This is a genomic window from Pseudoalteromonas sp. bablab_jr011 (genome assembly GCF_016464045.1).
GTDB lineage: Bacteria > Pseudomonadota > Gammaproteobacteria > Enterobacterales > Alteromonadaceae > Pseudoalteromonas > Pseudoalteromonas lipolytica.
Window position 1 is genome coordinate 125,338 of the sequence record NZ_JACDWU010000320.1, and the last position, 25,043, is coordinate 150,380.

A 25,043-nucleotide genomic window follows, 5' to 3' on the forward strand; every position below is an offset into this window, starting at 1 on the left:
AAACAAGACTTCGTTTAATAAACAAAATGATGAGGCGAAATTAATAATACCTGTGCTTATATTCAAGTGCTCTGCTTCAAGGTAATAAATCCTATCGAAAGCGATGTAAAACAGTGCACCTATTTAGTCGTTAAATGGGGTGTGTTATCACGGTGATATTTAGCCACTTACTGGCATTAATTAGCTGTATGAGTGGCAAATAATTTTTAGGTCATAAAAAAGCCCCAGACTATGCTGAGGCTTGTATATTATGCATTAGAAGTGGAAACTTATTGTTGGCGCTGTGCTTCTTTTTGCGCTTTTTTAGCTTCTTTACGTTTACGAAGTACTTCTTGAGCTTCGTTACCAATGTGGCCTTCGCCACGAGCTTGTGCTAATTCGATTTGCTTTTGACGCTCAGCAAAACGAGCACGCTGCTCTTCTGTTAGGCTGTCGTGACAGTGATGGCACGATACACCTTCCATGTATTCTGGCTTTAACTTTTCGTCTTCTGTGATAGGCATACGGCACGCATGACATTGGTCGTATGAACCTTTTTGTAAGTCGTGATTAACCGCTACACGGTTATCAAATACAAAACATTCACCTTCCCACATGGTTTCTTCTTTTGGTACTTCTTCTAAGTACTTAAGAATACCACCTTCTAAATGGAAAACTTCGTCGAAACCTTGTTCTTTCATATACGCCGTTGATTTTTCACAACGGATACCACCCGTACAGAACATAGCCACTTTTTTGTGCTTTTCAGGGTCAAGGTTTTCTTTAGCCCACGCAGGGAATTCACGGAACGTTTTAGTTCGTGGATCGACCGCGTTTTGGAAAGTACCAATTTCGATTTCGTAATCGTTACGCGTATCGATTAAGATCACTTCAGGGTCTGAAATTAATGCATTCCAGTCAGCTGGTTTTACGTATGTACCCACTACTTCACGCGGGTCGATACCTTCAACACCCATGGTTACGATTTCTTTTTTCAGTTTAACCTTAGTGCGGTAAAACGGACATTCATCGTCGTATGACTCTTTAGTCACAATGTTGTCTAGGTTTGGTTGTGTATCTAACCATGCAAGTAGATTGTCGATACCTTCTCGCTTTGCAGACACCGTACCGTTAATACCTTCAGCCGCTAATAACAAGGTACCGCGTACTTCGTTTTCTTCCATCACATTAAGTAATGGTTGGCGAATTGCTTCAAAATCTGGAAGGGCTACAAATTTGTAGAGTGCGCACACAACGAAGTGTTCGCTGGTTACATTGTCTTTATGTACAGCAGTCATAGGTTACCTTTTGCTTTAAATGCCATAATTGGCGTTAACCGAATCGCAAATCCGGCGCATTGAGGGCGCGTATTTTACGCGAATTAACGCTAATTGCAAAAACTCTAACGAAATAGCTGTGTTTTTACTGTCTCCAACGATGGCAAGTACGTTATAATAAACACGATTTACTAATTTTGCTCATCGGAGATTAAGCATTGCATTTTACTGAACTTGGGATTGATACACGCCTCGAAAAACAACTTGCGCATCAAGGCATCACCCAGCCCACCGATATTCAAGCTCACGCGGTACCAACAGCTATCGCGGGCCATGACATTTTTGCACAGTCAAAAACAGGGTCGGGCAAAACGCTGGCGTTCTTATTACCCGCTGTACAGCGCGTAATGAAACAAAAAGCACTCAGTAAACGAGATCCTCGCGTTTTAATAGTGGCCCCTACTCGCGAGCTGGCTACTCAAGTGTATAGCCAACTTAGGCTACTAATTGCTGGCACAAATATAAGCGCGGTGAAAATTTTAGGTGGTGAAAACTTTAACGACCAAATTAAGGCGCTTCGTAAAGACCCTCATTTTGTTGTGGGCACACCGGGTCGTCTTGCTGACCATTTAGGGCAACGCTCATTGCAGCTTTCGGGCCTTGAATTACTCATTTTCGATGAAGCAGACCGTATTTTAGATTTAGGCTTTACCGAGCAAGTTAAAATGATCAACGAACTTGCCGATCATCGTTTACGTCAAACTTTATTATTTTCGGCGACGCTAGATCATGCACAGGTAGATGCTTTATCACGCAACTTACTGCGCTCACCAAAACAAATTTTATTAAGTGCCTCTAACGAGCAGCACAGCGACATAACGCAAAAGCTTTATTTAGCGGATCACCTTGATCACAAAGAAGCCCTACTCGAGCACTTTGTAAAACAAGACGATGTTGGTCAGTGCATTATCTTTACTGCAACCCGAGCCGACACCCAACGTTTAAGCCAATGGCTAAATGATAAAGGCTTTAAAGCGCAAGCGCTTGCTGGCGATTTAACGCAAACAAAACGTTTGGAGATCATGGATGCTTTCAGTCGTGAGAATTTTAAAATATTAATTACCACCGACGTCGCATCACGTGGCCTTGATTTATTAAGTGTTACTCACGTCATTAATTTTGATTTACCTAAACATGCCGAAGAATACGTTCACCGTATTGGTCGTACAGGACGCGCCGGTTTTAAAGGCACTGCAATATCGCTTGTCGGTCCAAAAGACTGGCCTAGCTATAAAGCAATTAAAGCATTCTTAAATGATGAACTTAGCTTTTTCACCGTCGAGGGCTTAGTAGGTAAATTTAAAGGCCTACGCGAGAAAAAAGCGGATACTGTTTGGAAAAAAGCAGAAGAAAAAATATCTGCAAAACCAGTAAAACCTAAACGTAAAGCCGCTCCTAAAAAACCAAAAGCGCCAGTTAAACCCCCTATTGATGTGGATGGTTTTTCACCTATGCGTCGTAAGAAAAAACCAGAACAGGAATAATAATGAGCATTCTTGGAACTACCCAAACATTATTCGTTAACGAAATATCAAACGAAGGCGCCTATTTAGATGGCCGCGATTTAGGTGAAGTATTTTTACCTAGCAAAGAAATTGAATACGAAATTGAAGCTGGCGACAGTGTTCAAGTATTCATTTACCTTGATCATGCTGGCCACCCGACTGGTACCACTAAAAAGCCACTTGCTCAAGTTGGTGAATACGCCCTATTGCGCGTCAAAGCAATTAACAACACCGGTGCATTTATGGACTGGGGCTTAGAGAAAGATGTGCTTGCACCATACAACGAACAAAAGCCAAAAATGAAAGAAGGCTTTTCGTATTTAGTACGCTTATACCTAGATAACGCCAGTCAGCGTATTTGTGCATCAAGTAACTTTAATAAGTTTTTATCAAAAGATGAGCCTAACTATGCACCAATGGAAGAAGTTGAGTTAATCGTAGCGGGCAAAACAGACCTAGGTTACAAAGTACTGGTTAACGAAGCACACATTGGTGTGGTGTATTACAACACAGTATTCAAAAAGTTATTCGTTGGCCAACGCTTAACTGGTTACATTCAAAAAGTACGTGAAGATGGAAAGATTGACGTACTACTCGAAAAACCAGGCATGGGTAAAGTAAACGACCTTAGCGAAAAAATTCTAGATAAATTAAAAGCCGAAGGCGGTATTTTACACCTAGGTGACAAATCTGACCCAGAAGCAATTAGAAAAACCTTTTCGACCAGTAAAGCAAACTACAAAAAAGCCATCGGCGGTTTGTTTAAACAAGGTTTGATTGATATTGAAGCCACTTCAATTAGGTTGAAATAAGCTACGAGCTACGAGCTACGAGCTACGAGCTACGAGCTACGAGCTACGAGCTACGAGCTAACAAGATTATTGATATATATGAAAAAGAGTAAAGTGAAAGCTTTACTCTTTTTTTATTGGTTTTGATAGCTGTAACAAATAAGCGCGGTAAATTTTCTAACACTATAATGCCCCTTTATGTGTTTCGACTGCGCTTTACCTCAGAGTATGGTTTGAAGTTTGACCTACTTTTACTATCACCAATACATCGAGTAATGTGTACAGATTATCTCATGCCTAACCCCCATCCTCTCTGTATATAAGAGGATGGATAGATTGTAATCCTGTACAATCAGGTGCAGCCAAGAGGTGACTGTATTGTTCTAGATTAACTTGAAAACACTTCTTTCAAGTGTGCTTTATACCTATCAAAGTCGTTTTCTACCTGAGGGTTTTTAATGACATCGTTACACATAAAGGTGCCCAAAGGAGACATGCCCAAAAACTGATGAGCTTTATGAAATGGCAAGTACACACCGTCAACACCTACCCCTTCAAAAAACTGAGAAGGATCAGTAAACGAATCTTGTGGGGCATTCCATGTAACCGAAAGCATATACTTTTTGCCTTGAAGCAACCCACCAGAACCATATTTTTTGTCGCTATCACTTCTTGTTCTCCCATCGCTTTGATACAAACGACCATGACCAAGGGTAAACACGTCATCAATATACTTTTTCACAATCCAAGGGGCTCCCATCCACCATGCAGGATTTTGGTGGATTACGACATCTGCCCATAACCATTTTTCAATTTCAGTTTCTATATCGTAGCCACTATCGACTTCAGTAACTTTGACATCATGGTTTAACTCGATTAAACATCCATGTGCTAGTTCTACCAACCTACGATTAAGTGTTCCTTCAGAGTGAGCAAACTTTTTACCGCCGTTGATAATTAATACATTACTCATTTTAATCATCCCATTCTGGAGCAAGACCATCAGGGCTCACTTGACGCCCATTGCGTTCAAGACCATCGATCAAATCAATGTCTTCAATCGTCAATCCGAGTTGCTTTGCTTGCAGGTTGCTGATGAGATTTTCGCGTTTGGTTGACGATGGGATCACGGCAAATTCCTTGGCTAATGCCCACGCCAACACTACTTGCGCTGGTGTTGCTTTGTACTTAGCTGCAATATCAATAATCAAAGATTCCTTTAAAACTTCACCATAGGCTAATGTCATGTAAGAGGTTACTTGTATACCGTTTTCTCGCATATATGAGACTAATTTCTGGTTTTGCAAGTATGGACTTAGCTCAATTTGGTTTGTAGCAATATTTTCTTTGCCTACTGCATCGAAGGCTTTGTGTAACAACTCAATATTGAAATTTGACACCCCAATTTCTTTAGTTAGCCCAAGGGATTTTGCCTCTAGCAGAGCCTGCATATACTCTTCGATATTTTCACTCTCACCAGGCCAGTGAATTAGTGTTAGATCCACATAGTCCATTTTCAGTTTCTCTAGACTTTCCTTGAGGCTTGGGATTAGTTCAGCCTTAGACATATTGTCTACCCAGATTTTGGTTGTGATGTACAACTCTTCTCTAGGTATGCCAGAATCCACTAATGCTTCTCCAATGCTCGCTTCATTACCATAGATTTGAGCAGTATCAATCGCGCGATAGCCAACTTCTAATGCGTTTAATACTGAACTTTTTACCACCTCGCCCTCTAAGCGAAAAGTGCCTACACCAAATGAAGGTACTGTCATAACGTCTCCAAAGTTTTTATGTTATTGCTGTGAGTACTAACTTTACTTGGCAGGACTAATTCATTAAAGTTAATATTAATCAATTTTTAATTTACAAAAGGTAACGAATGAAATCGACTTTGGATGAGATGAAGGCACTAGTCGCTGTTGTAGATACAGGAACGGTACGAGGGGCGTCAGAAATTCTTTCTATTACACCAGCTGCAGTGAGCAGAACTATCTCAAGACTGGAAACAAAACTAGAAACTACGTTATTGAGTCGTACTACTCGTAGGTTAAGTGTTACGTCAGAAGGAAGAATTTACCTAAAAAGAGTTCGAAAAATACTCGAAGAAGTTGATTTCGCAGAGGATCAATTAAGAGTCCAAAAAGATAAGCCTTCAGGTCTTTTACGAATTAATGCAGCAACGCCCTTCGCAATTCACGGACTTGCACCTTGTATTACCCATTACCAAACGCTGTACCCTGACGTTGAAATCGAACTGAATACAAGTGAAGAGAATATTGATTTAGTCGGAAAACAAACGGATATTGCTATCCGTATTGGTCAACTTAAAGATTCAACATTGAGAGCTGTATTTATTGGTAGCAGCAGAATACGCATTGTTGCTAGCCCTGAGTATCTAGAGAAATTTGGTGCGCCAAGTTGTATTGATGAACTATCCAGCCATAGGCTATTGGGATTTAGTAAGCCTGAGATTTTGAAAAATTGGCCACTCATGAATGAAAACGATAAGGTTTTTAAAGCAACGAGTAACTTGCAAGCAGATAATGGTGAGGTAATTCGACATTTAGCGTTAAGTGGAGCAGGCATCGCATGCTTATCTGATTTTATGACATATAGAGATAGGAAAAATGGCAGTTTGGTAGAGCTGTTCAAGGATTCTTCTCTCAGAATAGAGCAACCTATTCATGCCATTTACTATAAAAACTCAGCAACATCTCTGCGAATTTCATCATTTATCGAGTTTATCAAAAGTAACCTTAAAATTGATAATAATGAGTTCATGTAGCTCTTCCTTATCACCAGAGCTACACATTAGATTGAGTGATTTTCCATACTTTTAGTAATCCGTACGTTACTAATTTAGTGATGTCACTGACACGAAAATGTCCATCTTCGTTTCAACTATTCTGGCTGAAACGTTTTTGTCCAAAAACCACTGAGTAAATGCTCTATAGGTTGGCTTTGAGTGAATAGCGAACCTAAGCCCATGTCTGCCGAATGATTGAATTAAAGGTATTATAACGAGCAGGTAATACTCTGTTTTTTTTACAGACCAAATATAAACTTTCTATTACTGGTTGTTTAGGTTTGAAAACCTTTAAACGTTTAGGGAGATAAAAGCTGTCAACGGCACTTTTGGGTAATACGGTAAAGCCAATGCCTTGAGCGATTGGTTCTAAGATTTGGCTAATTTGGTTAATTGAACCGACAACAGGAATTTTGCTAACATCTAGTTGTGTTAATTCTTGTTCTAATGATTGCTTAAAATACAAAGACAAATAATGTTCTGCATCTGGATGATTGATTAGCCCTAACTCTGAAAATAATAGCTCCCAGCTATTATTAACATTAGCTTTTTGGGGCAAAATCAAACACAGCTCTTCTTTGCCAAGCTCTTCAAAATCAAAGAAACTTTCATTGGGTATATTAGTCACAATTCCTTGGTCAATATGTCCGTTTTTGATATCAGCCAAAATTTGATGATTAGGGGCTGCTTTAATATTAATGTGAATGTTGGGATGTTGATTTTGAAGTGGTAATAACCTTGGGTAAAGAAGTAGCGCCACTGAGCCAGAGCATGCTAAGGTGCATTCTCCTGATAAAGGATCATCAAAGCTTAGTTGCTCAAAGAGAAACTTTTCATTCCTTATTAACGCTTTCGCATGGTTGTAAACCAACCGACCTTGCTCAGTAATTGAAAATGACTTCTTCTCTCTTTTAATTAACTTATATCCACACGCCTCTTCGAGTTTGTTGATGTGCTGGCTAACTCCCGGTTGAGTCATATAAAGTTTTTCGGCGGTTTGTGTAAAGTGCCCAACATCAACAAGCGTTATAAACGTTTCTAACCAAACAGGATTTAGCATACCATCACTTCATAACTTTAAATTATCATTTTCATAATAATCGATAATTTAATTTTATCAATAAGCGTTCATATAATTTACTCATTAATTAGATTTTATATTTCAGCAACACCTAGGAGAAAATTATGAAAATGAATCATGTTGGTATTATGGTTGGCGATATGGATAAAGCGGTTGAGTTCTACACTAAAGCGCTAGGCCTTAGAATTGTAATGAATAACACCAGAGTTATAGAAGAGCGAAAATCAGCAATCGGTCGCATGTGTATTGCGGTATTCGGTGAAGGCTTCAAAAGCTTTAATATTGCTCACTTAGTAACTACTGATGGTATCGGTGTTGAGCTGTTCGAAATGGTTGACCGCGAAGAGTGCCACAACGTTGATTTCTCGCGCCTTGGTATCTTCCATTTCTGTTTACAGTTGCCAAAGGAGCAGTTTGAAACAGCAATTAAACGTGTTGAAGAGTATGGTGGCAAAGTTCGCATGGATATCCACCGTTATCATCCTGAAGATGAACTAAAGCAAGCGCAAATGGTTTACCTAGAAGATCCATTTGGCAACCTATTTGAGTTTTACTCTCACTCTTACGAAGATACTTACGCTTCAGACTACGAATAACATAAAGGAGTAGAAAATTTTCTAGTCTTTGTTTGTTGTTTCTGCCGAGGTGTTGGTTCATTTTTGTTGTTCATGTGTAGTTTAAAGTAGACGTACACTACTTGTTAATTCTGCATGGTCACAACGTGTATACAGCACGCAATAGTAATTAAAGGCTTATATCATCGGAGACTTTGGAGTTTAAGAGCAAGACTGAATAATTTTGAAATGAAGTGAGTCAATAGATGAGTAAAATCACTATTTATGAATTAGGCTAATTATTAAGCAACTTTTGTTTCATAAAATCAATAAATGCACGGTTTTTATTAGTCATGTATTTACTTTGCACAAACTGTAAGCAAATATCCCCCTGATAATTAAGCCCTTAAACAAAAAGAGCAAAGTAAAAACTTTGCTCTTTATTCAGATTAAATAACGCAGGTTATTTTAGCGAGTCATTAATTTCTTTTAGTGTTGCCACTGGGTCTGCAGATTGGGTGATTGGGCGGCCAACGACTAAATAATCGCTGCCATCTTCAACAGCTTGCTTTGGTGTCATAATGCGTTTTTGGTCACCAGCATCGCTACCTGCAGGGCGAATACCTGGGGTAACCAGTTTAAAGTCTGCGCCTAGCTCTGCTTTTAACTTTTTCGCTTCTTGCGCTGAGCACACTACCCCATCAAGGCCTGATTCTTTAGCTAGTTTTGCTAGGTAGATAACCTGCTCTTCAGGTGTTTTATCTACACCTAAGCGAGTAAGTTCGGCGGCATCCATGCTGGTTAATACTGTTACTGCAATCAATAATGGTGCGTCATCACCAAACTGCTCTAATGCTTGCTTTGCTTTGGTCATCATTTCAACGCCGCCAGAAGCATGCACGTTAACCATCCATACACCCATTTTTGCAGCTGCTGTAACAGCTTTTGCAACGGTGTTTGGAATATCATGAAATTTCAGGTCTAAGAAAACATCAAACCCAAGATCTATTAGTTCTTTTACAAAGCTAGGGCCAAAATACGTGAACATTTCTTTGCCTACTTTAAGGCGACACGTTTCAGGCGATAATTGCTTTACAAACGTAAGCGCTGTTTGTTGATCGTCATAATCAAGGGCAATTAATACTTTTTTTGAATCTTCGACAGACATAACTTTCCTAAAAAACTAATGGACTAATATGAATTAAAAACCGTCTATGCCACGGCTTGGAACAATTGTTTCCCAGTGTTTACAAGATGGACACACCCAATAAATGGTATGACTGGTAAAGCCACAATGCTGACACTGAAAATCAGGTTTGGTTGCGATATAAGAGGTAACCAATTTATCAATTTGATCTAATACATCTTTAATATCGTTATTTTGTTTCGCGAGCAGTTGTAATAAAAAGCTAAAACCACGGATCGTGGGATGGCGCTTTAAACTGTCAGTTAAAAATTTAATGGCTTGCTCAATATGCCCTTGTTCAAGGAGTGCTTGGCAATGCTTTATTTTTATTAATACCCCGCCTTTTTCAAGCAGTTCATTCAGTAAATCATGAAATTGATGCGTTAAGTTAAGTTTGTCATAACTCATCGCCAGCTCTTCAATAAACACAGGGGCAAAAAAGGTAAACTGGCTAATTAGCTCACGCCAATAGTAAATTGCTTTCACATAATCTTCTTTGGTAAAAGCGCTGTGGCCGAGCTCATACAAAGGGCGAATAGCTTTGTGGTTTAAGCTAATCGCCTTGCGCATAATTTGTGTATCGTTGTCTTGTAAAGCGGCTTCACAATAAAAATTAGCAATGGCTTTAACATGCTGCGGTTTTGTAAATAGCTCACTGTGCGCCTCGTACATGTTAATGCCTTTATCCCACTCTCGCGTTTGCGAATATAGGTTAATAATAGGCTCTAAGGCTTCTTTGTATCCGGCTTTCACAAGCCAGACTAAATGCTCTTCCGCACCATCTAACAGCCCTGCCATAATATAATCTTCGGCTAGCTCTAAACGGCTGGTGGCTGCTTGTTGTTCATCTAAACTGGGGTGTTTTAATAACAGCTCATGAATTTTAATTGCACGGTCTAACTCGCCACGACGGCGAAACATGGTCGCCAATGTTGAATAGTGTTCAACGGAGTCTGCTGCAACTTCAAGAAGATTAATTAAGTGTTCTAAGCCTTGGTCTTCTTCTCTGTCTAAGAGAAACTTTAGGCCTTTAGAATATTCAGAGGTGATTTGGCGATTAAGCTGATGAGCTTGGTTTTTAGCACTGTTTTTACCCATTATCCAGCCGTAACCGGCTGCAACGGGTAAAAGTAAAAACAGAAGCTCAATCATGATTAGGTGTCTTTATTAGCAACAAGCTTTTTATTGTTTTTTTCAGGCGCTAACTTTTTCTTTAAGAGATAATTTTGCCACTTTAACTGCGAAAACAGTGTAAAGCTTATAAAACAACCAATGGCGACACCTAAAATAAAGCAGATACTTATTACAACAGCTAAGGGCGACGTATTACTGGCAATTAAATAATTGATTTGCACAAGTTGTGGATTTTGTGAACCAAGTACAAATGCAATAAATAAGCACAGCGCTATTAATACAATTTTTAATACCCTAAACAAGTAACTACTCCTGTATAAAACTAGGCAATACTCGCATTTACGCGGTCACGTAATTCTTTACCTGGTTTAAAATGTGGTACGTGCTTACCGTCTAGCTCAACTGTTTCGCCAGTCTTTGGATTACGACCTGTGCGCGGAGAACGATAATGCAATGAGAAACTTCCAAAGCCACGGATCTCGATACGATCTGAGCTAGATAATGAACCGGCCATTTGTTCAAGAATTTCTTTAACGGCATTTTCAACATCTTTCACTGGAATGTGTGCGTGTTGTTCAGCTAGTTGTTCTATCAATTCTGACTTAGTCATAACGTTTCCTTAAAAAGAGATAAAGGAAGGGCAAAACTGCCCTTCCAATTAAAGACTATAGATTAGTCTTTTTGAGCATTTTTGAATGCTGCAGCCATTGCGTTTTCAAACGCTGGCTCTTCTTTCTTAAGCTTCTCTAGTACTTCTTTCTCTTCTGCTTCGAAAAGAGCTTTAACAGATAAGCTTAAAGTGCGGTTCTTACGATCAACACCAACGTATTTCGCTTCGATTTCGTCGCCTGCAGAAACTACAGTAGTAGCATCTTCAACGCGCTCTTGAGCGATATCAGCTACACGGATGTAACCTTCAACGCCTTCGATTAGCTCAACAGTTGCGCCTTTCGCATCAACTTCAGTCACTTTACCTTTAACAATAGCACCTTTTTTGTTTGCGTCCAGGTAGTTATTGAAAGGGTCAGCTTCGATTTGCTTAACGCCTAGAGAGATACGCTCACGCTCTGGGTCAACTTGCAATACGATAGCAGTGATTTCGTCGCCTTTCTTGAATTCACGTACAGCTTCTTCGCCTGGTGTGTTCCAAGAAATGTCTGAAAGGTGAACAAGACCGTCAATACCGCCTTCAAGACCGATGAAGATACCGAAGTCAGTGATTGATTTGATCTTACCAGTAACTTGGTCGCCTTTGTTTTGTAGACGAGCAAATTCTTGCCATGGGTTAGCAATACATTGCTTAAGACCAAGAGAAATACGACGACGCTCTTCGTCGATTTCAAGAACCATAACTTCAACAGTGTCACCTAGTGAAACAACTTTTGAAGGGTGGATGTTCTTGTTAGTCCAATCCATTTCAGAAACGTGTACTAGACCTTCAACGCCTTCTTCGATTTCAACGAAACAGCCGTAATCTGTAAGGTTAGTAACACGACCAGAAAGCTTAGAACCTTCTGGGTAACGACCAGCGATAGCTGCCCATGGATCTTCGCCAAGTTGTTTAAGACCTAGAGATACACGAGTTTTATCTTTGTCGAATTTAAGAACTTTAACTGCGATTTCGTCGCCAACATTAACGATTTCTGAAGGGTGCTTAACACGCTTCCACGCCATGTCTGTGATGTGTAGTAGACCGTCAACACCACCAAGGTCAACGAACGCACCGTAGTCAGTAAGGTTCTTAACGATACCTTTAACTTCTTGACCTTCAACAAGGTTAGCAAGAAGTTCTTCACGCTCTTGTGAGTTTTCTGATTCGATAACTGCACGGCGAGAAACAACAACGTTGTTACGTTTTTGGTCAAGCTTGATTACTTTGAACTCAAGCTCTTTACCTTCAAGGTGAGTTGTGTCACGTACTGGACGAACATCAACAAGTGAACCAGGTAGGAAAGCACGGATTGAATCAACTTCAACAGTGAAACCGCCTTTAACTTTACCGTTGATAACACCAGTAACAGTTTCTTGCTCTTCACATGCTTTTTCTAAGCGGATCCACGCTTCGTGACGCTTCGCTTTCTCACGAGAAAGGATAGTTTCACCGAAACCGTCTTCGATTGCATCTAACGCAACATCTACTTCGTCGCCAACAGCAACTTCTAGTTCACCAGCAGCATTTTTGAATTGCTCAGCAGGGATTGCACTCTCAGATTTAAGACCAGCATCAACAAGTACGATGTTGTTCTCGATTGAGATAACTGTACCTTTAACGATAGAGCCTTGCTCTGCTTCAAAACCCTTTAGGCTTTCTTCAAATAACTGCGCAAAATTTTCTGACATTATACGTCTCTAAATAATTAAATAACCAATTAGCAACCATGCTGCATGGGGTTGTTAAAATAGCGCTGGCATCCTGCCGGCACATTAAAAAATTTACTTTTTAGCTTTAGGGAGCTTACCCGCAAGTACGGCTTCGTCGACTAAAGTAATAACTTTATCAAACACTTGCATTGCATTGAACTCGCTAGTATCGATTTCAATGGCATCTTTTGCAGGCACAAGCGGCGCAACTTCACGTGTCATATCACGGTGATCGCGTGCTTTTATGTCCTCAAGTAGACCACTTAGTGTAACATCTAGTCCACGATCGTTCAACTCAGCAAAGCGACGACGCGCACGCTCCTCAGCAGTCGCTGTTAAATATATTTTTAATGGCGCGTCTGGAAACACAACCGTGCCCATATCGCGACCATCTGCAATTAATCCGCTTTCAGAACGAAACGCGCGTTGACGACGCAATAATGCTTCTCTTACGCGTGGTAAAGCAGCGACTTTTGAGGCTGCAGCACCAACTTCTTCGTTGCGAATTGTTGTTGTGACGTCTTCGCCTTCTAGTACAATTTTAGACGTGTGTGTTTGGCTATCTACCAAAAACTGTACATCTAAGTTTGCAGCCAGCGGCACTAATGCATCTTCATTGTCTAATTCAATTTGATGATGAAGTGCAGCAAGTGACAGCACACGATAAATCGCCCCGCTGTCTAATACATCCCAACCTAATTTCTCGGCTAACAAGCGACAAACAGTTCCTTTACCTGAACCACTTGGGCCATCAATGGTGATTACGGGCATTAATAACGCCTGCATTTATAACCTCCTGCAATGCACACCAAAATAAAACCGCAACATTATACGTCAGTTCTCGTAATAGATCCGCACTTTGAATGTAACTTTTTATATTTTCTTCTGTTTTATTGACTTGAGACAGACTCTAGTACCTTGAAAAACGTTGGAAAAGTTTTATATGTACACTTAGGATCATTAATGGTTATTGGCTTACCGCCAACGGCCACCATCGCAAAGCACATGGCAATACGGTGGTCATTGTATGTATCTATCGCTACATCATTAAATGTTTTTGGCGGTGTAATTTCGATGAAATCTTCACCTTCGACTACCTCAGCGCCCACTTTACGAAGTTCTGTCGCCATGGCGTACAAGCGGTCTGTTTCTTTTACACGCCAGTTATAGATATTGCGGATTGCAGTTGTACCTTTTGCGAATAACGCAACAGTGGCCAGTGTCATGGCCGCATCAGGAATAGCGTTTGCGTCGATATCAACCGCGTTAAGTTCACCTTTACGCACAACCAGCTTTTCATCGTACCAATCAATCTTAGCGCCTACTTGTTCCATCACTTTAGCAAAGCCAATGTCACCTTGAACAGACGCAGCACCAACACCGTTAATTTCTATTTCACCACCCGCTATTGCGGCAGCTGCAACAAAGTATGATGCGCTCGATGCATCACCTTCGACCATAATGCGCTCTAGTGCTTGGTATTGTTGGCACCCTTTTACATAAAATACTTCGTAGTTGTCGTGTTTAACTAACACACCAAAACGCTGCATAACATCTAAGGTAATATCAATATAAGGTTTTGATACTAACGTACCTTTAATACGGATTTCTGTATCACCATTAAATAATGGCGCTGCCATTAATAAGGCCGTTAAAAACTGACTAGATATACTGCCGTCAATTTCAACTTGGCCGCCATTAATTTTACCGCCTTTAATGGCCAGTGGTGGATAATCTTTATGTTTTAAATATTCAACATCACCACCCAGCGCATGCAGAGCATCTACTAAATGCCCAATAGGACGCTCTTCCATACGTGGCTCACCGACAAGCTCATACTCGCCCTCTACAGCGGCAAGAACCGCTGTTAAAGGCCGATAAGCAGTGCCAGCATTGCCGAGAAATAACGGCTCGCTAGGTGTTAAGAATTTACCTGCTACACCTTCAACGGTCGCAACGGTTTTATCGTCATTTAAGGTAACATTCACACCCAATAGCTTAAGTGCGCCTAACATATGACGAATATCATCACTGTCTAGCAAATTTTCAACGACCGTGGTGCCCTGTGCAAGCGCCGCCAAAAGTAAAATACGATTTGATAAGCTCTTTGAGCCCGGCAGCGTGACACTGCCATTTACCTTTGAGATAGGTTCAAGACGAAGCTGTTCCATATTAGCTATTCTCCTTGGCGAATTTATCCATAAAATCAACCAAGGCTTGTACACCAGCAAGTGGCATTGCGTTATAAATACTTGCGCGCATACCACCTACAATGCGGTGGCCTTCAAGCGCCAGTAAACCCGCTTCTTTCGATTCTTTAATAAACTGGTCATTAAGCGATTCATCGTTTAACCAAAATGGTACGTTCATACGCGATCGGCAATGCTTAGCAACTTTATTATTATAAAATTCTGAATTGTCGATAAAGTTATACAGCAATTCTGCTTTGGCAATATTTTGCTCTTCCATGGCTTTTACGCCACCGTTTGCTTCTAACCATTCAAACACTTCTGCTGCTAAGTACCATGCAAATGTCGGTGGCGTGTTGTACATGCTGCCTTGCTTTGCTTCTAATGCGTAATCAAGAATACCTGGTTTTTCGAGACCTTCGCGCTCAAGCAACGTTTTACGAATAATAACAATTGCTAAACCCGATGGGCCGATGTTCTTTTGTGCGCCTGCATAAATGACATCGAACTGGTTTACGTCAATTTCGCGTGACAAAATTGTTGATGACATATCGGCGACTATTGGCGCAGATGGATGTGAAGGCACGTCAAAAATCTCAATACCATCAACCGTTTCATTTGGGCAATAGTGAATGTATGACGCATCAGCTGGTAATTCCCAGCTTGTCGCTGGTTTAATTGAAAACTGGCCATTTTGCTGCTCGTCATTACGAACATTAATACTTGTCACTGCGGTGAACTTTTCGGCTTCTTGTGTCGCGCCTTTTGACCACACACCGTTTTCACAATACACCGCGGGCTTATCTGCTAAATGCAAATTTAGTGGTACAGCACTAAATTGGCCTCGGCCACCGCCGTGCATGAATAAAACTTCAAATTCGTCACTGATATTCATTAGACGGCGTAAGCTTGCTTCACATTTTGCTGTAAGCTCTAAAAAGTCGCTACTACGATGGCTGATTTCCATCACAGATACGCCTAAACCTTGCCAATCTATAAATTCTTTTTGTGCTTTTTGCATTACTGCCGGCGGTAACATTGCCGGTCCTGCACAAAAATTATATTTAGTCATTACTTTGCCTCATTCCAGTAATTATAGTGCGGATAAAAAAAGCGGCCGAAGCCGCTTTTTAAATCAATGTTACTCTGAAGGTGGGTTATCAACCGTTTCTTCAGTATGTGTATCGACTACTTCAACGCCCTCGCCTTCGATGGCTTCAAGCTCATCAACTTCGATTTCTTCGATACGTTGTAAACCAACTACTTGCTCTTCGTCAATAGTTCGTATCAAAATAACGCCCTGCGTATTACGACCAACCGTAGAAACCTCATTAACACGAGTACGAACAAGCGTACCGCGATTAGAGATAATCATGATTTCGTCGTTTTCATCAACTTGTACTGCACCAACCACTGCGCCATTACGCTCGCTTACTTTGATTGATACAACACCTTGTGTTGCACGGCTCTTCGATGGGTAATCGGCAAGTGCTGTACGCTTACCATAACCATTTTCAGTCACGGTGAGGATTGCACCGTCTGTCTTAGGCACAATTAACGACACAACGCGTTGGTCGTCTGCCATCTTAATACCACGCACACCGGTTGCAGTACGACCCATTGGGCGTACACCTTTGAAGCGGATTTCAGGGTTACCCTCTTCATCAAGTACCGGATTGCCATTTTCATCAACGACGGTCGACTCTTCCGCTTCTTTAAAGCGTACTACCTTGCCTGCGTCTGTGAATAGCATGATTTCGTTTGTACCATCAGTGATATCAACACCAATTAGGCTATCGCCTTCATTTAGGTTGACCGCAATGATACCGCTTGCACGTTGACGGCTATAAGCTGTTAATGGTGTTTTCTTAACTGTACCAAATGCTGTAGCCATGAAGATGTATTTATCTTCTTCGTACTCACGTACAGGTAGAATTGCAGTGATACGTTCGTCAGCTTCAAGCGGCAGTAAGTTCACAATTGGCTTACCACGCGCTGCACGGCTGGCAAGTGGTAATTGGTATACTTTCAGCCAGTATAAACGACCAGCAGTCGAGAAACACAGAATCGTATCGTGTGTATTTGCAACAAGGAGACGTTCAATGAAATCTTCATCTTTCATCTTCGTTGCTGATTTACCTTTACCACCACGACGTTGTGCTTCGTAGTCTGATAATGGCTGATACTTCACATACCCTTCATGAGAAAGCGTTACGACAACGTCTTCTTCATTAATTAAGTCTTCAAGGCTGATATCGTGAGCTGCTGCACTGATTTCTGTACGGCGTTCGTCGCCATATTGTTCTTTAATTTCAACTAGTTCGTCGCGAATAACTTCCATAAGGCGATCTGGGGTTGAAAGGATATAAAGTAGTTCAGCAATAAGATCGAGTAGTGTTTGGTACTCGTCTAAGATCTTCTCATGCTCAAGACCCGTTAATTTGTGTAAACGTAGGTCAAGGATCGCTTGTGCTTGTTGCTCAGATAAATAGTACTCACCATCACGAATACCTAGCTCTGGTGCTAGCCAATCAGGACGCGCTACATTTTCTTCACCGGCTTTTTCAAGCATGGCTTTAACAGTGCCTAGTTCCCAAGACCTTGCTGTTAAAGCTGCTTTTGCTTCAGCAGGCGTAGGTGATTTACGAATTAACTCAATGATTGGGTCGATATTCGCAAGGGCAATCGCTAAGCCTTCAAGCGTATGGGCACGGTCACGGGCTTTGCGTAAATCAAATACCGTACGACGGGTGACTACTTCGCGGCGGTGAATGATAAATGCTTCAAGCATTTCTTTTAAGTTGAAACACTTAGGCTGGTTGTTATCAAGTGCAACCATATTCATACCAAACACGGTTTGTAACTGTGTTTGTGCATAAAGGTTATTCAGAATAACTTCGCCTACATCACCACGTTTAATCTCGATAACGATACGCATACCGTCTTTATCTGATTCATCACGGAGTGCGCTAATGCCTTCAATTTTTTTGTCTTTAACAAGTTCAGCGATTTTTTCAATCAAGCGTGCTTTGTTAACTTGGTACGGAATTTCGTGGACGATGATCGTTTCACGACCCGTTTTTTCGTCTACTTCAATTTCTGCGCGTGCGCGGATGTACACTTTACCACGACCCGTTAGGTAAGCTTGCTCTATGCCTTTCTTACCATTAATGATCGCGGCTGTAGGGAAATCTGGACCTGGGATATATTCAATCAGATCAGCAATTGTCATATCTGGGTTTTGGATAAGTGCCAAACACCCATTAATAACTTCAGTTAAGTTATGTGGCGGAATGTTCGTCGCCATACCAACCGCAATACCCGATGAACCATTCACTAATAAGTTAGGTACTTTCGTCGGTAATACGTCAGGAATTTGCTCCGTACCATCATAGTTAGGTACGTAATCAACCGTTTCTTTTTCGAGGTCGGCTAATAGCTCATGTGACATTTTTGCCATACGGACTTCCGTATAACGCATTGCTGCCGCAGAGTCACCGTCAACTGAACCAAAGTTACCTTGGCCATCAACAAGCATATAGCGTAATGAGAAAGGCTGCGCCATACGTACGATGGTGTCATATACCGCGCTGTCGCCATGTGGGTGGTACTTACCGATTACATCACCAACAACACGTGCTGATTTTTTGTAAGGCTTATTCCAATCATTATTGAGTTCGTTCATTGCGAATAAAACACGACGGTGAACAGGTTTTAGACCATCACGTACGTCTGGCAATGCACGTCCTACAATTACGCTCATTGCGTAATCAAGGTAGGAGTTTTTTAATTCATCTTCAATATTGACTGGCAGAATTTCATTGGCGAGATCAGTCATTTGATTTCACATTCCTTCAGTATTGACTCATAAAGAGGCAAAGCGCCGCCTTTAGAGCTTTAGTTATTATTTCATGACCATGCTACCACAATTAATTTAGATTTACAGGCGCTAAATCTTTGCGATTTATTAATTTACCCCTATATAATGGCCTCAGATTGACGAGGAAGTTTTTTATGACCGAACATCAAAATGTAGATAATGCAGAAATTGCAAAGTTTGAAGCCATCGCTGAACGTTGGTGGGACCGCGACGGAGAGTTCAAACCTCTTCATGAAATAAATCCTCTTCGCTTGGATTTTGTTGCCGACAAAGTTGGCGGCTTATTTGATAAAGAAACCTTAGATGTTGGCTGTGGTGGCGGCATTTTAAGTGAAAGCATGGCACGCATGGGAGCTAAAGTAACAGGCATCGATATGGGTCAAGAGCCATTAACCGTTGCTAAGTTACACAGTTTAGAAACCGGTGTCCCTGTTGATTATATGAAAGTACCGGCTGAAGAGTTTGCTAAAGAGCACCCTGCTCGCTTTGATGTAATCACCTGTATGGAAATGTTAGAGCACGTGCCAGACCCTGCTTCTATCATTCGTGCGGTCGCTGAGCTTGCAAAACCTGGCGCCGATGTATTCTTTTCGACATTAAATAAAACACCTAAAGCGTATTTATACGCCATTGTGGGTGCTGAAAAGTTATTAAAAATGGTGCCCGAAGGCACGCACGACCACAAAAAGTTTATAAAACCCGCCCAATTAATTGCATGGGCAGAAGACGCAGGCTTAAAAGTAAGAGCAAGCACAGGCCTCAGCTATAATCCGTTTTCTAAGCAATACAGTTTAAATGATGATGTGAGTGTTAATTACATTCTTCATTTTGAGAAACTTGCCTAATGGCTGGTTGTAATCCTGATATCGCTTTTGATGCCTTTATTTTTGATTTAGATGGCACATTACTCGATACTGCGGATGACCTTGGAGGCGCATTAAATCGCGTATTAGCAGATGCGAATATCGCGCCTGTAGATAAAAGCATTTATCGCCCAGCAGCGTCAAATGGGGCCAATGCATTATTAGAGGTCGGCTTTGGTGATAAATGGCCCGACGTTGAACAATTAGCATTAAGGCAGCAACTGCTCGACTATTATGCAGAAGACATTGCGATTCATAGCAAGTGCTTTAATGGCATTGAGCAACTTCTCGCCTCACTTGAGCAAAACAGCATTAAATGGGGGATCATGACCAATAAGCCCGGCTTTTTAACCGAGCCATTGGTGCAAGCTATCCCAAGCCTTGCTAATGCCATGGCTGTCGTGAGTGGTGATACCTTAGAAGTTGCTAAACCATCGCCAGAGCCACTTATTCATACTGCAAACATGCTCGATGTTGATCCAACGCGTTGCTTATACATAGGTGATGCCGAACGCGACATACAAGCAGCAAAAGCTGCCAATATGTACAGTGCAACTGCACTTTGGGGTTATATACCAAGTGTGGATACCGCACTGAGCTGGGGCGCAGATTTTAACTGGCAAACTCCAACTGATGGATTTATCCATATATAGTGTTAGTTTTAAGTTAAAACACCATATATTGTGATTGGGTTGAGTTTTAAGCAAACTTTGTTGATAAAAAAAACAGTCAGAAATTATTTTTAAAAACGATAATTTTTGTAGATCTTGAGTTGATTTTTACAAATTTCATCATCAATGAATGATCAAAGGTTAATGCTTACTAACACAATTCGTTTATCCAATAGTTATCCACAAAATGGGGCGTTTCTATCCCTTGCAAATGATCGCAGACCACACTATCTTGTGATCTGCGTTTTAAAGAACACCAGATATTGTGGCTAAATGTTATTCAATTGACTCATGCTGGTGCTAATAATAATTATAATTAAGAATACCTTTGTCACTAAAAATATAATTTCCCAAGGAATACAGGCAAAACTATGAACCAACAGCTATCTGTAAGCAAACGTGACGGCCGTAAAGAGTCACTTGATCTAGATAAGATCCATCGCGTCATCGCTTGGGCCGCCGAAGGTCTAAATAATGTGTCTGTGTCACAAGTTGAATTGAAATCACATATTCAATTTTACGATGGCATTCGTACTGACGACATTCACGAAACTATCATTAAAGCAGCAGCCGATCAGATCTCTAAAGATACCCCTGATTATCAATACCTTGCTGCTCGTTTAGCTGTATTCCATTTACGTAAGAAAGCGTATGGTCAATTTGAGCCGCCGCGTTTATACGACCACATTACAAAACTGGTTGAAGACAAGCGTTATGATCAACATTTACTCGTTGATTACACTGAGCAAGAAATTGACGAGTTAGATGCGTATATTGATCATAACCGTGACTTAAACTTCAGCTATGCCGCTGTAAAGCAGCTTGAAGGGAAATACCTAGTACAGAACCGTGTAACGGGTGAAATTTACGAAAGCGCGCAGTTTTTATATATCTTAGTAGCAGCGAGCTTGTTCTCTGACTACCCTCGAGAAACACGCCTTGATTACATCAAGCGCTTTTATGACGCGGTTTCGACATTCAAAATTTCATTGCCGACTCCTATTATGGCTGGTGTGCGTACACCTACACGTCAATTTAGTTCATGTGTACTGATTGAGTGTGGTGATAGCCTTGATTCAATTAATGCAACATCATCTGCGATTGTAAAATACGTATCACAACGTGCAGGTATTGGTATTAATGCGGGCCGTATTCGTGCTTTAGGTAGCCCAATCCGTAACGGTGAAGCATACCATACTGGGTGTATTCCATTTTATAAACACTTCCAAACAGCGGTTAAGAGCTGTTCTCAAGGCGGTGTCCGTGGTGGTGCAGCAACCCTATTCTACCCGCTGTGGCATTTAGAAGTTGAAAACTTATTAGTCCTTAAAAATAACCGTGGTGTTGATGACAACCGTGTTCGTCATCTAGATTACGGTGTACAGTTCAACAAATTAATGTACAGCCGTTTAATTAAAGACGACTACATTACTTTGTTCAGCCCATCAGATGTACCGGGTCTTTACGATGCATTCTTCGAAGACCAAGCTAAATTTGATGAGCTATACGTAAAATACGAGCAAGATGAGTCGATTCGTAAAAAACGTATTAAAGCGATTGAGCTGTTCTCAATGTTTGCACAAGAGCGTGCTAGTACAGGTCGTATTTATTTACAAAACGTTGACCACTGTAATACTCATAGCCCGTTTATCTCAACGGTAGCACCGATCCGTCAGTCTAACTTATGTTTAGAAATTGCATTACCGACAAAGCCACTTAGTAACGTAATGGACGAAGAAGGCGAAATCGCACTGTGTACACTTTCTGCATTCAACTTAGGTGCTATTGAGTCACTTGATGAGTTAGAAGAGCTTGCTGAACTTGCAGTACGTGCGCTTGATAACTTACTTGATTTCCAAGACTACCCTGTCCCTGCAGCGAAAAACGCAACCATGGGTCGTCGCACGTTAGGTATTGGTGTAATCAACTACGCATACTATCTTGCTAAAAACGGTAAACGTTATTCTGACGGTAGTGCAAACGCATTAACGCACCAAACATTTGAAGCAATTCAATATTATTTAATGAAAGCATCAAATGAGCTTGCTAAAGAACGTGGTGCTTGCCCTAAATTTAATGAAACAACGTACTCGCAAGGTATTATGCCAACAGATACGTACAAGCGCGACCTTGACCAAATCTGTGATGAACCTCTTCACTTAGATTGGGATACACTGCGCGCGAACATTAAAGAACATGGTATGCGTAACTCAACATTGTCGGCATTAATGCCATCAGAGACTTCATCACAAATCTCTAATGCAACAAATGGTATTGAGCCACCGCGTGGACACATCAGTGTTAAAGCAAGTAAAGATGGTATCTTGAAACAAGTAGTACCAGAGTATGAGCGCCTAAAAGACAATTATGAGCTACTTTGGGATATCCCATCAAACGATGGTTATCTGCAATTAGTGGGCATTATGCAGAAGTTCGTTGACCAAACGATCTCTGCGAATACAAATTATGATCCATCTAAGTACGAAGGCGGTAAAGTACCTATGAAGGTGCTTTTAAAAGACCTCCTTTCAGCATATAAACTGGGTGTTAAAACGTTGTATTACCATAACACCCGTGATGGCGCTTCAGATGCTCAAGATGAGCTTACACCTGAGGTGGAAGATGATGGTTGTGCAGGCGGTGCTTGTAAAATCTAATTAAATTAATAACATACACAAGCGGGCTCCTTAGCCCGCTTTGTCCTGACTGTTTTTTGAGTATTCACTATGTCATATACAACTTTTAGCCGAAACCATAATAACCAATTACTAGAACCGATGTTTTTCGGCCAGACGGTAAACGTGTCACGTTACGACCAACAAAAGTACCCTATCTTCGAGAAGCTAATTGAAAAACAATTATCTTTCTTCTGGCGTCCTGAAGAAGTTGACGTAAGTAAAGACCGTCTTGACTTTCAAGCTTTACCTGACCATGAAAAACACATTTTTTTAAGTAACTTAAAATACCAAACATTACTTGATAGTGTGCAAGGTCGTTCGCCTAACGTTGCCTTACTGCCAATTGTGTCAATTCCTGAACTTGAAACGTGGATTGAAACATGGGCATTTAGTGAAACAATTCACAGCCGTTCATACACGCACATTATTCGTAACGTAACGCAGTCACCTGAGCTTATCTTTGATGATATCGTGAGTAACGAAAAAATCAGTGAACGTGCCGATGCGGTGACTAAGTATTACGATGAATTAATCAACATGATTTCGATTTACAACCTTTACGGTGAAGGTAAACATGTGATTAATGGTGAAGAAGTTAAAGTGAGCTTGTTCGACCTTAAAAAGTTGCTTTACCTTGCGATGATGTCGGTTAATATTCTGGAAGCAATTCGTTTTTATGTCAGCTTTGCATGTTCATTCGCGTTTGCTGAACGCGAGCTAATGGAAGGCAATGCAAAAATCATTAAATTAATTGCGCGTGATGAAGCTCTTCATTTATCAGGCACACAACACATCTTAAACATTATGCAAGACGGTAAAGACGATCCTGAAATGGCGATTGTTGCAGCGCAATGTAAAGATGAAGCAATTAAAATGTTTGTTGATGCCGCAGAGCAAGAAAAAGACTGGGCTGAATACCTGTTTAAAGATGGCTCAATGATTGGCTTAAACAAAGATATTTTATGCCAATACGTTGAATACATTACAAATGCGCGAATGACTGCGGTAGGCTTACCTGCTCAGTTTGAAAGTAAGAGCAACCCGATTCCATGGATCAATTCGTGGTTAGTCTCTGATAACGTGCAAGTTGCACCGCAAGAAGCCGAGATAAGTTCTTACCTTGTTGGTCAAATCGATTCTCAAGTTGATGCATCAGACTTTGGTGATTTCGATCTGTAATGAGCACTAAACACACTGCACAGGTTATCCTTGCAGGAACAGACAGCCAGAGTATAGATTTTGACTCTGGCTGTTCATCTCTCCTTGAATGCCTTGAACAACATAAAATAGATGTCCCCTATCAATGCCGCGAAGGATATTGTGGTGCTTGTCGTGCTCAGCTTGTAGAAGGCGACGTACGTTATAATCAAGAGCCCCTTGCCTTTGTGCGTCCAGGTGAAGTATTACTGTGTTGCAGTAAACCTAACGGTAAAATTACTATTGAACTTTAATGCCATACAAGATCACGTGTTTGGTAAAAGTGGTGTTTATCTGCCACGCTAATCGTTTGCTGATCAATGGTAATATCCCACTGCAAATTTTTACTTAGATGAGTAACGAGTTGTTCAATAAACTGACTATCGAAAGCAATAAGGTGACTGTTGCTGATCAACGCAAGCTGACGTTGATACTCATTTAACCAGTCACTTTCAAGCGTGGTGACAACCCACAGTTCATCAACACGCTTAGCAATTTTAGTTAACATGGATATATCGGGCTGATCAACAGACAGCCACGTCTCATAATGCTCATCGAGCGCTTTTATTGACACATCGGGTTGATTGTTTTTTAGCCGAGCATTGATAGTTGCCTGCTTATTATGCGAAAACAAACAATAGCTCAGCAATTTGAGCACAAAATGCTGATAACTTTCCCCTCTGTCACACACGGCGGGATCGCACTTTGTAAAAAGGCTTTAACATCCGCCTCTTTTCTGATCTAATAACGCCCACATTGTCACTATCTACTTGTTAATTATGTCGTTATTTAGCCACCTTGAACTTGTGGAAGATAAGCGTTCTTTCA

At 40.9% G+C, this 25,043-nt stretch carries 23 protein-coding genes; 9 read left to right on the forward strand and 14 right to left on the reverse strand.

Annotated features, from left to right (window positions below; genetic code table 11):
• Positions 1-269: 269 nt before the first annotated feature.
• A complete protein-coding gene (locus JIG41_RS21355) occupies positions 270-1,277 on the reverse strand; it encodes a rhodanese-related sulfurtransferase (RefSeq protein WP_118844238.1) in 1,008 nt (335 codons plus the stop codon).
• A gap of 197 nt (positions 1,278-1,474) precedes the next feature.
• On the opposite strand from JIG41_RS21355, the gene JIG41_RS21360 reads away from it, so the two are divergent.
• Positions 1,475-2,800, forward strand: coding sequence for a DEAD/DEAH box helicase (locus JIG41_RS21360; RefSeq protein WP_065979896.1), 1,326 nt, complete (start codon positions 1,475-1,477; stop codon positions 2,798-2,800).
• Positions 2,801-2,802: 2 nt separating this feature from the next.
• Positions 2,803-3,633, forward strand: coding sequence for a S1 RNA-binding domain-containing protein (locus tag JIG41_RS21365; RefSeq protein WP_036968547.1), 831 nt, complete (start codon positions 2,803-2,805; stop codon positions 3,631-3,633).
• Positions 3,634-4,000: 367 nt separating this feature from the next.
• Here the strand turns inward: JIG41_RS21365 and JIG41_RS21370 are convergent, their stop codons facing one another.
• Together JIG41_RS21370 and dkgB are read right to left on the reverse strand one after the other, a co-directional pair.
• Positions 4,001-4,585 (reverse strand): NAD(P)H-dependent oxidoreductase, encoded by a 585-nt coding sequence (locus tag JIG41_RS21370; RefSeq protein WP_065979895.1) that lies wholly within the window; start codon positions 4,583-4,585, stop codon positions 4,001-4,003.
• A gap of 1 nt (position 4,586) precedes the next feature.
• Positions 4,587-5,387 (reverse strand): 2,5-didehydrogluconate reductase DkgB, encoded by an 801-nt coding sequence (gene dkgB / locus JIG41_RS21375; RefSeq protein WP_074988246.1) that lies wholly within the window; start codon positions 5,385-5,387, stop codon positions 4,587-4,589.
• Between the two features lie 107 nt (positions 5,388-5,494).
• Here dkgB and JIG41_RS21380 point away from each other — a divergent pair, with 107 nt between their 5' ends.
• Positions 5,495-6,400 (forward strand): LysR family transcriptional regulator, encoded by a 906-nt coding sequence (locus JIG41_RS21380; RefSeq protein ID WP_065979893.1) that lies wholly within the window; start codon positions 5,495-5,497, stop codon positions 6,398-6,400.
• A gap of 193 nt (positions 6,401-6,593) precedes the next feature.
• Here the strand turns inward: JIG41_RS21380 and JIG41_RS21385 are convergent, their stop codons facing one another.
• Complete coding sequence (locus JIG41_RS21385; RefSeq protein WP_199525440.1) at positions 6,594-7,481, reverse strand: LysR family transcriptional regulator; 888 nt, start codon at positions 7,479-7,481, stop codon at positions 6,594-6,596.
• Between the two features lie 125 nt (positions 7,482-7,606).
• On the opposite strand from JIG41_RS21385, the gene JIG41_RS21390 reads away from it, so the two are divergent.
• Positions 7,607-8,098, forward strand: a complete 492-nt coding sequence (locus JIG41_RS21390) for a VOC family protein (RefSeq protein WP_199525441.1) — start codon at positions 7,607-7,609, stop codon at positions 8,096-8,098.
• Positions 8,099-8,519: 421 nt separating this feature from the next.
• Here the strand turns inward: JIG41_RS21390 and pyrF are convergent, their stop codons facing one another.
• The 9 genes from pyrF to gyrA form a co-directional block, all read right to left on the reverse strand.
• Positions 8,520-9,224, reverse strand: a complete 705-nt coding sequence (gene pyrF / locus JIG41_RS21395; RefSeq protein ID WP_036968566.1) for an orotidine-5'-phosphate decarboxylase — start codon at positions 9,222-9,224, stop codon at positions 8,520-8,522.
• Between the two features lie 33 nt (positions 9,225-9,257).
• Complete coding sequence (gene lapB / locus JIG41_RS21400) at positions 9,258-10,394, reverse strand: lipopolysaccharide assembly protein LapB (RefSeq protein ID WP_075593606.1); 1,137 nt, start codon at positions 10,392-10,394, stop codon at positions 9,258-9,260.
• 2 nt (positions 10,395-10,396) lie between these two features.
• A complete protein-coding gene (locus JIG41_RS21405) occupies positions 10,397-10,678 on the reverse strand; it encodes a lipopolysaccharide assembly protein LapA domain-containing protein (protein ID WP_199525442.1) in 282 nt (93 codons plus the stop codon).
• Positions 10,679-10,698: 20 nt separating this feature from the next.
• A complete protein-coding gene (gene ihfB, locus JIG41_RS21410) occupies positions 10,699-10,986 on the reverse strand; it encodes an integration host factor subunit beta (RefSeq protein ID WP_036968575.1) in 288 nt (95 codons plus the stop codon).
• A gap of 62 nt (positions 10,987-11,048) precedes the next feature.
• On the reverse strand, positions 11,049-12,716 hold the full coding sequence (gene rpsA, locus JIG41_RS21415) for a 30S ribosomal protein S1 (RefSeq protein ID WP_036968578.1): 1,668 nt from the start codon (positions 12,714-12,716) through the stop codon (positions 11,049-11,051).
• Positions 12,717-12,809: 93 nt separating this feature from the next.
• Positions 12,810-13,523 carry a (d)CMP kinase gene (gene cmk / locus JIG41_RS21420; RefSeq protein WP_118844234.1) on the reverse strand — a complete coding sequence of 238 codons (714 nt, stop codon included), beginning with the start codon at positions 13,521-13,523 and terminating at the stop codon, positions 12,810-12,812.
• 104 nt (positions 13,524-13,627) lie between these two features.
• Complete coding sequence (gene aroA, locus JIG41_RS21425) at positions 13,628-14,908, reverse strand: 3-phosphoshikimate 1-carboxyvinyltransferase (RefSeq protein WP_074988248.1); 1,281 nt, start codon at positions 14,906-14,908, stop codon at positions 13,628-13,630.
• A 1-nt stretch (position 14,909) separates the two neighbouring features.
• Complete coding sequence (serC, locus tag JIG41_RS21430) at positions 14,910-15,998, reverse strand: 3-phosphoserine/phosphohydroxythreonine transaminase (protein WP_075593608.1); 1,089 nt, start codon at positions 15,996-15,998, stop codon at positions 14,910-14,912.
• A gap of 69 nt (positions 15,999-16,067) precedes the next feature.
• The gene (gene gyrA, locus JIG41_RS21435) at positions 16,068-18,764 is read right to left on the reverse strand and encodes a DNA topoisomerase (ATP-hydrolyzing) subunit A (protein ID WP_036968590.1); all 2,697 of its coding nucleotides are present in this window, start codon (positions 18,762-18,764) and stop codon (positions 16,068-16,070) included.
• Positions 18,765-18,940: 176 nt separating this feature from the next.
• Here gyrA and ubiG point away from each other — a divergent pair, with 176 nt between their 5' ends.
• The 5 genes from ubiG to yfaE all read left to right on the forward strand — a co-directional run bounded on the left by ubiG (position 18,941) and on the right by yfaE (position 24,469).
• A complete protein-coding gene (gene ubiG, locus JIG41_RS21440; protein WP_075593609.1) occupies positions 18,941-19,651 on the forward strand; it encodes a bifunctional 2-polyprenyl-6-hydroxyphenol methylase/3-demethylubiquinol 3-O-methyltransferase UbiG in 711 nt (236 codons plus the stop codon).
• On the forward strand, positions 19,651-20,322 hold the full coding sequence (locus tag JIG41_RS21445; RefSeq protein ID WP_199525443.1) for an HAD family hydrolase: 672 nt from the start codon (positions 19,651-19,653) through the stop codon (positions 20,320-20,322). Before ubiG ends, JIG41_RS21445 begins: the two co-directional genes overlap by 1 nt.
• Before the next feature lie 389 nt (positions 20,323-20,711).
• A complete protein-coding gene (nrdA, locus tag JIG41_RS21450; RefSeq protein ID WP_036968599.1) occupies positions 20,712-22,997 on the forward strand; it encodes a class 1a ribonucleoside-diphosphate reductase subunit alpha in 2,286 nt (761 codons plus the stop codon).
• A 69-nt stretch (positions 22,998-23,066) separates the two neighbouring features.
• Complete coding sequence (gene nrdB / locus JIG41_RS21455) at positions 23,067-24,197, forward strand: class Ia ribonucleoside-diphosphate reductase subunit beta (RefSeq protein ID WP_036968602.1); 1,131 nt, start codon at positions 23,067-23,069, stop codon at positions 24,195-24,197.
• Positions 24,197-24,469: a class I ribonucleotide reductase maintenance protein YfaE gene (gene yfaE / locus JIG41_RS21460; RefSeq protein ID WP_036968605.1), complete on the forward strand. Its 273-nt coding sequence runs from the start codon at positions 24,197-24,199 to the stop codon at positions 24,467-24,469. The genes nrdB and yfaE overlap by 1 nt, the downstream gene beginning before the upstream one ends.
• On the opposite strand, the gene JIG41_RS21465 is transcribed toward yfaE, so the two are convergent.
• Positions 24,466-24,906 carry a YaeQ family protein gene (locus JIG41_RS21465; protein WP_206770835.1) on the reverse strand — a complete coding sequence of 147 codons (441 nt, stop codon included), beginning with the start codon at positions 24,904-24,906 and terminating at the stop codon, positions 24,466-24,468. The genes yfaE and JIG41_RS21465 overlap by 4 nt on opposite strands.
• Positions 24,907-25,043: the final 137 nt, after the last annotated feature.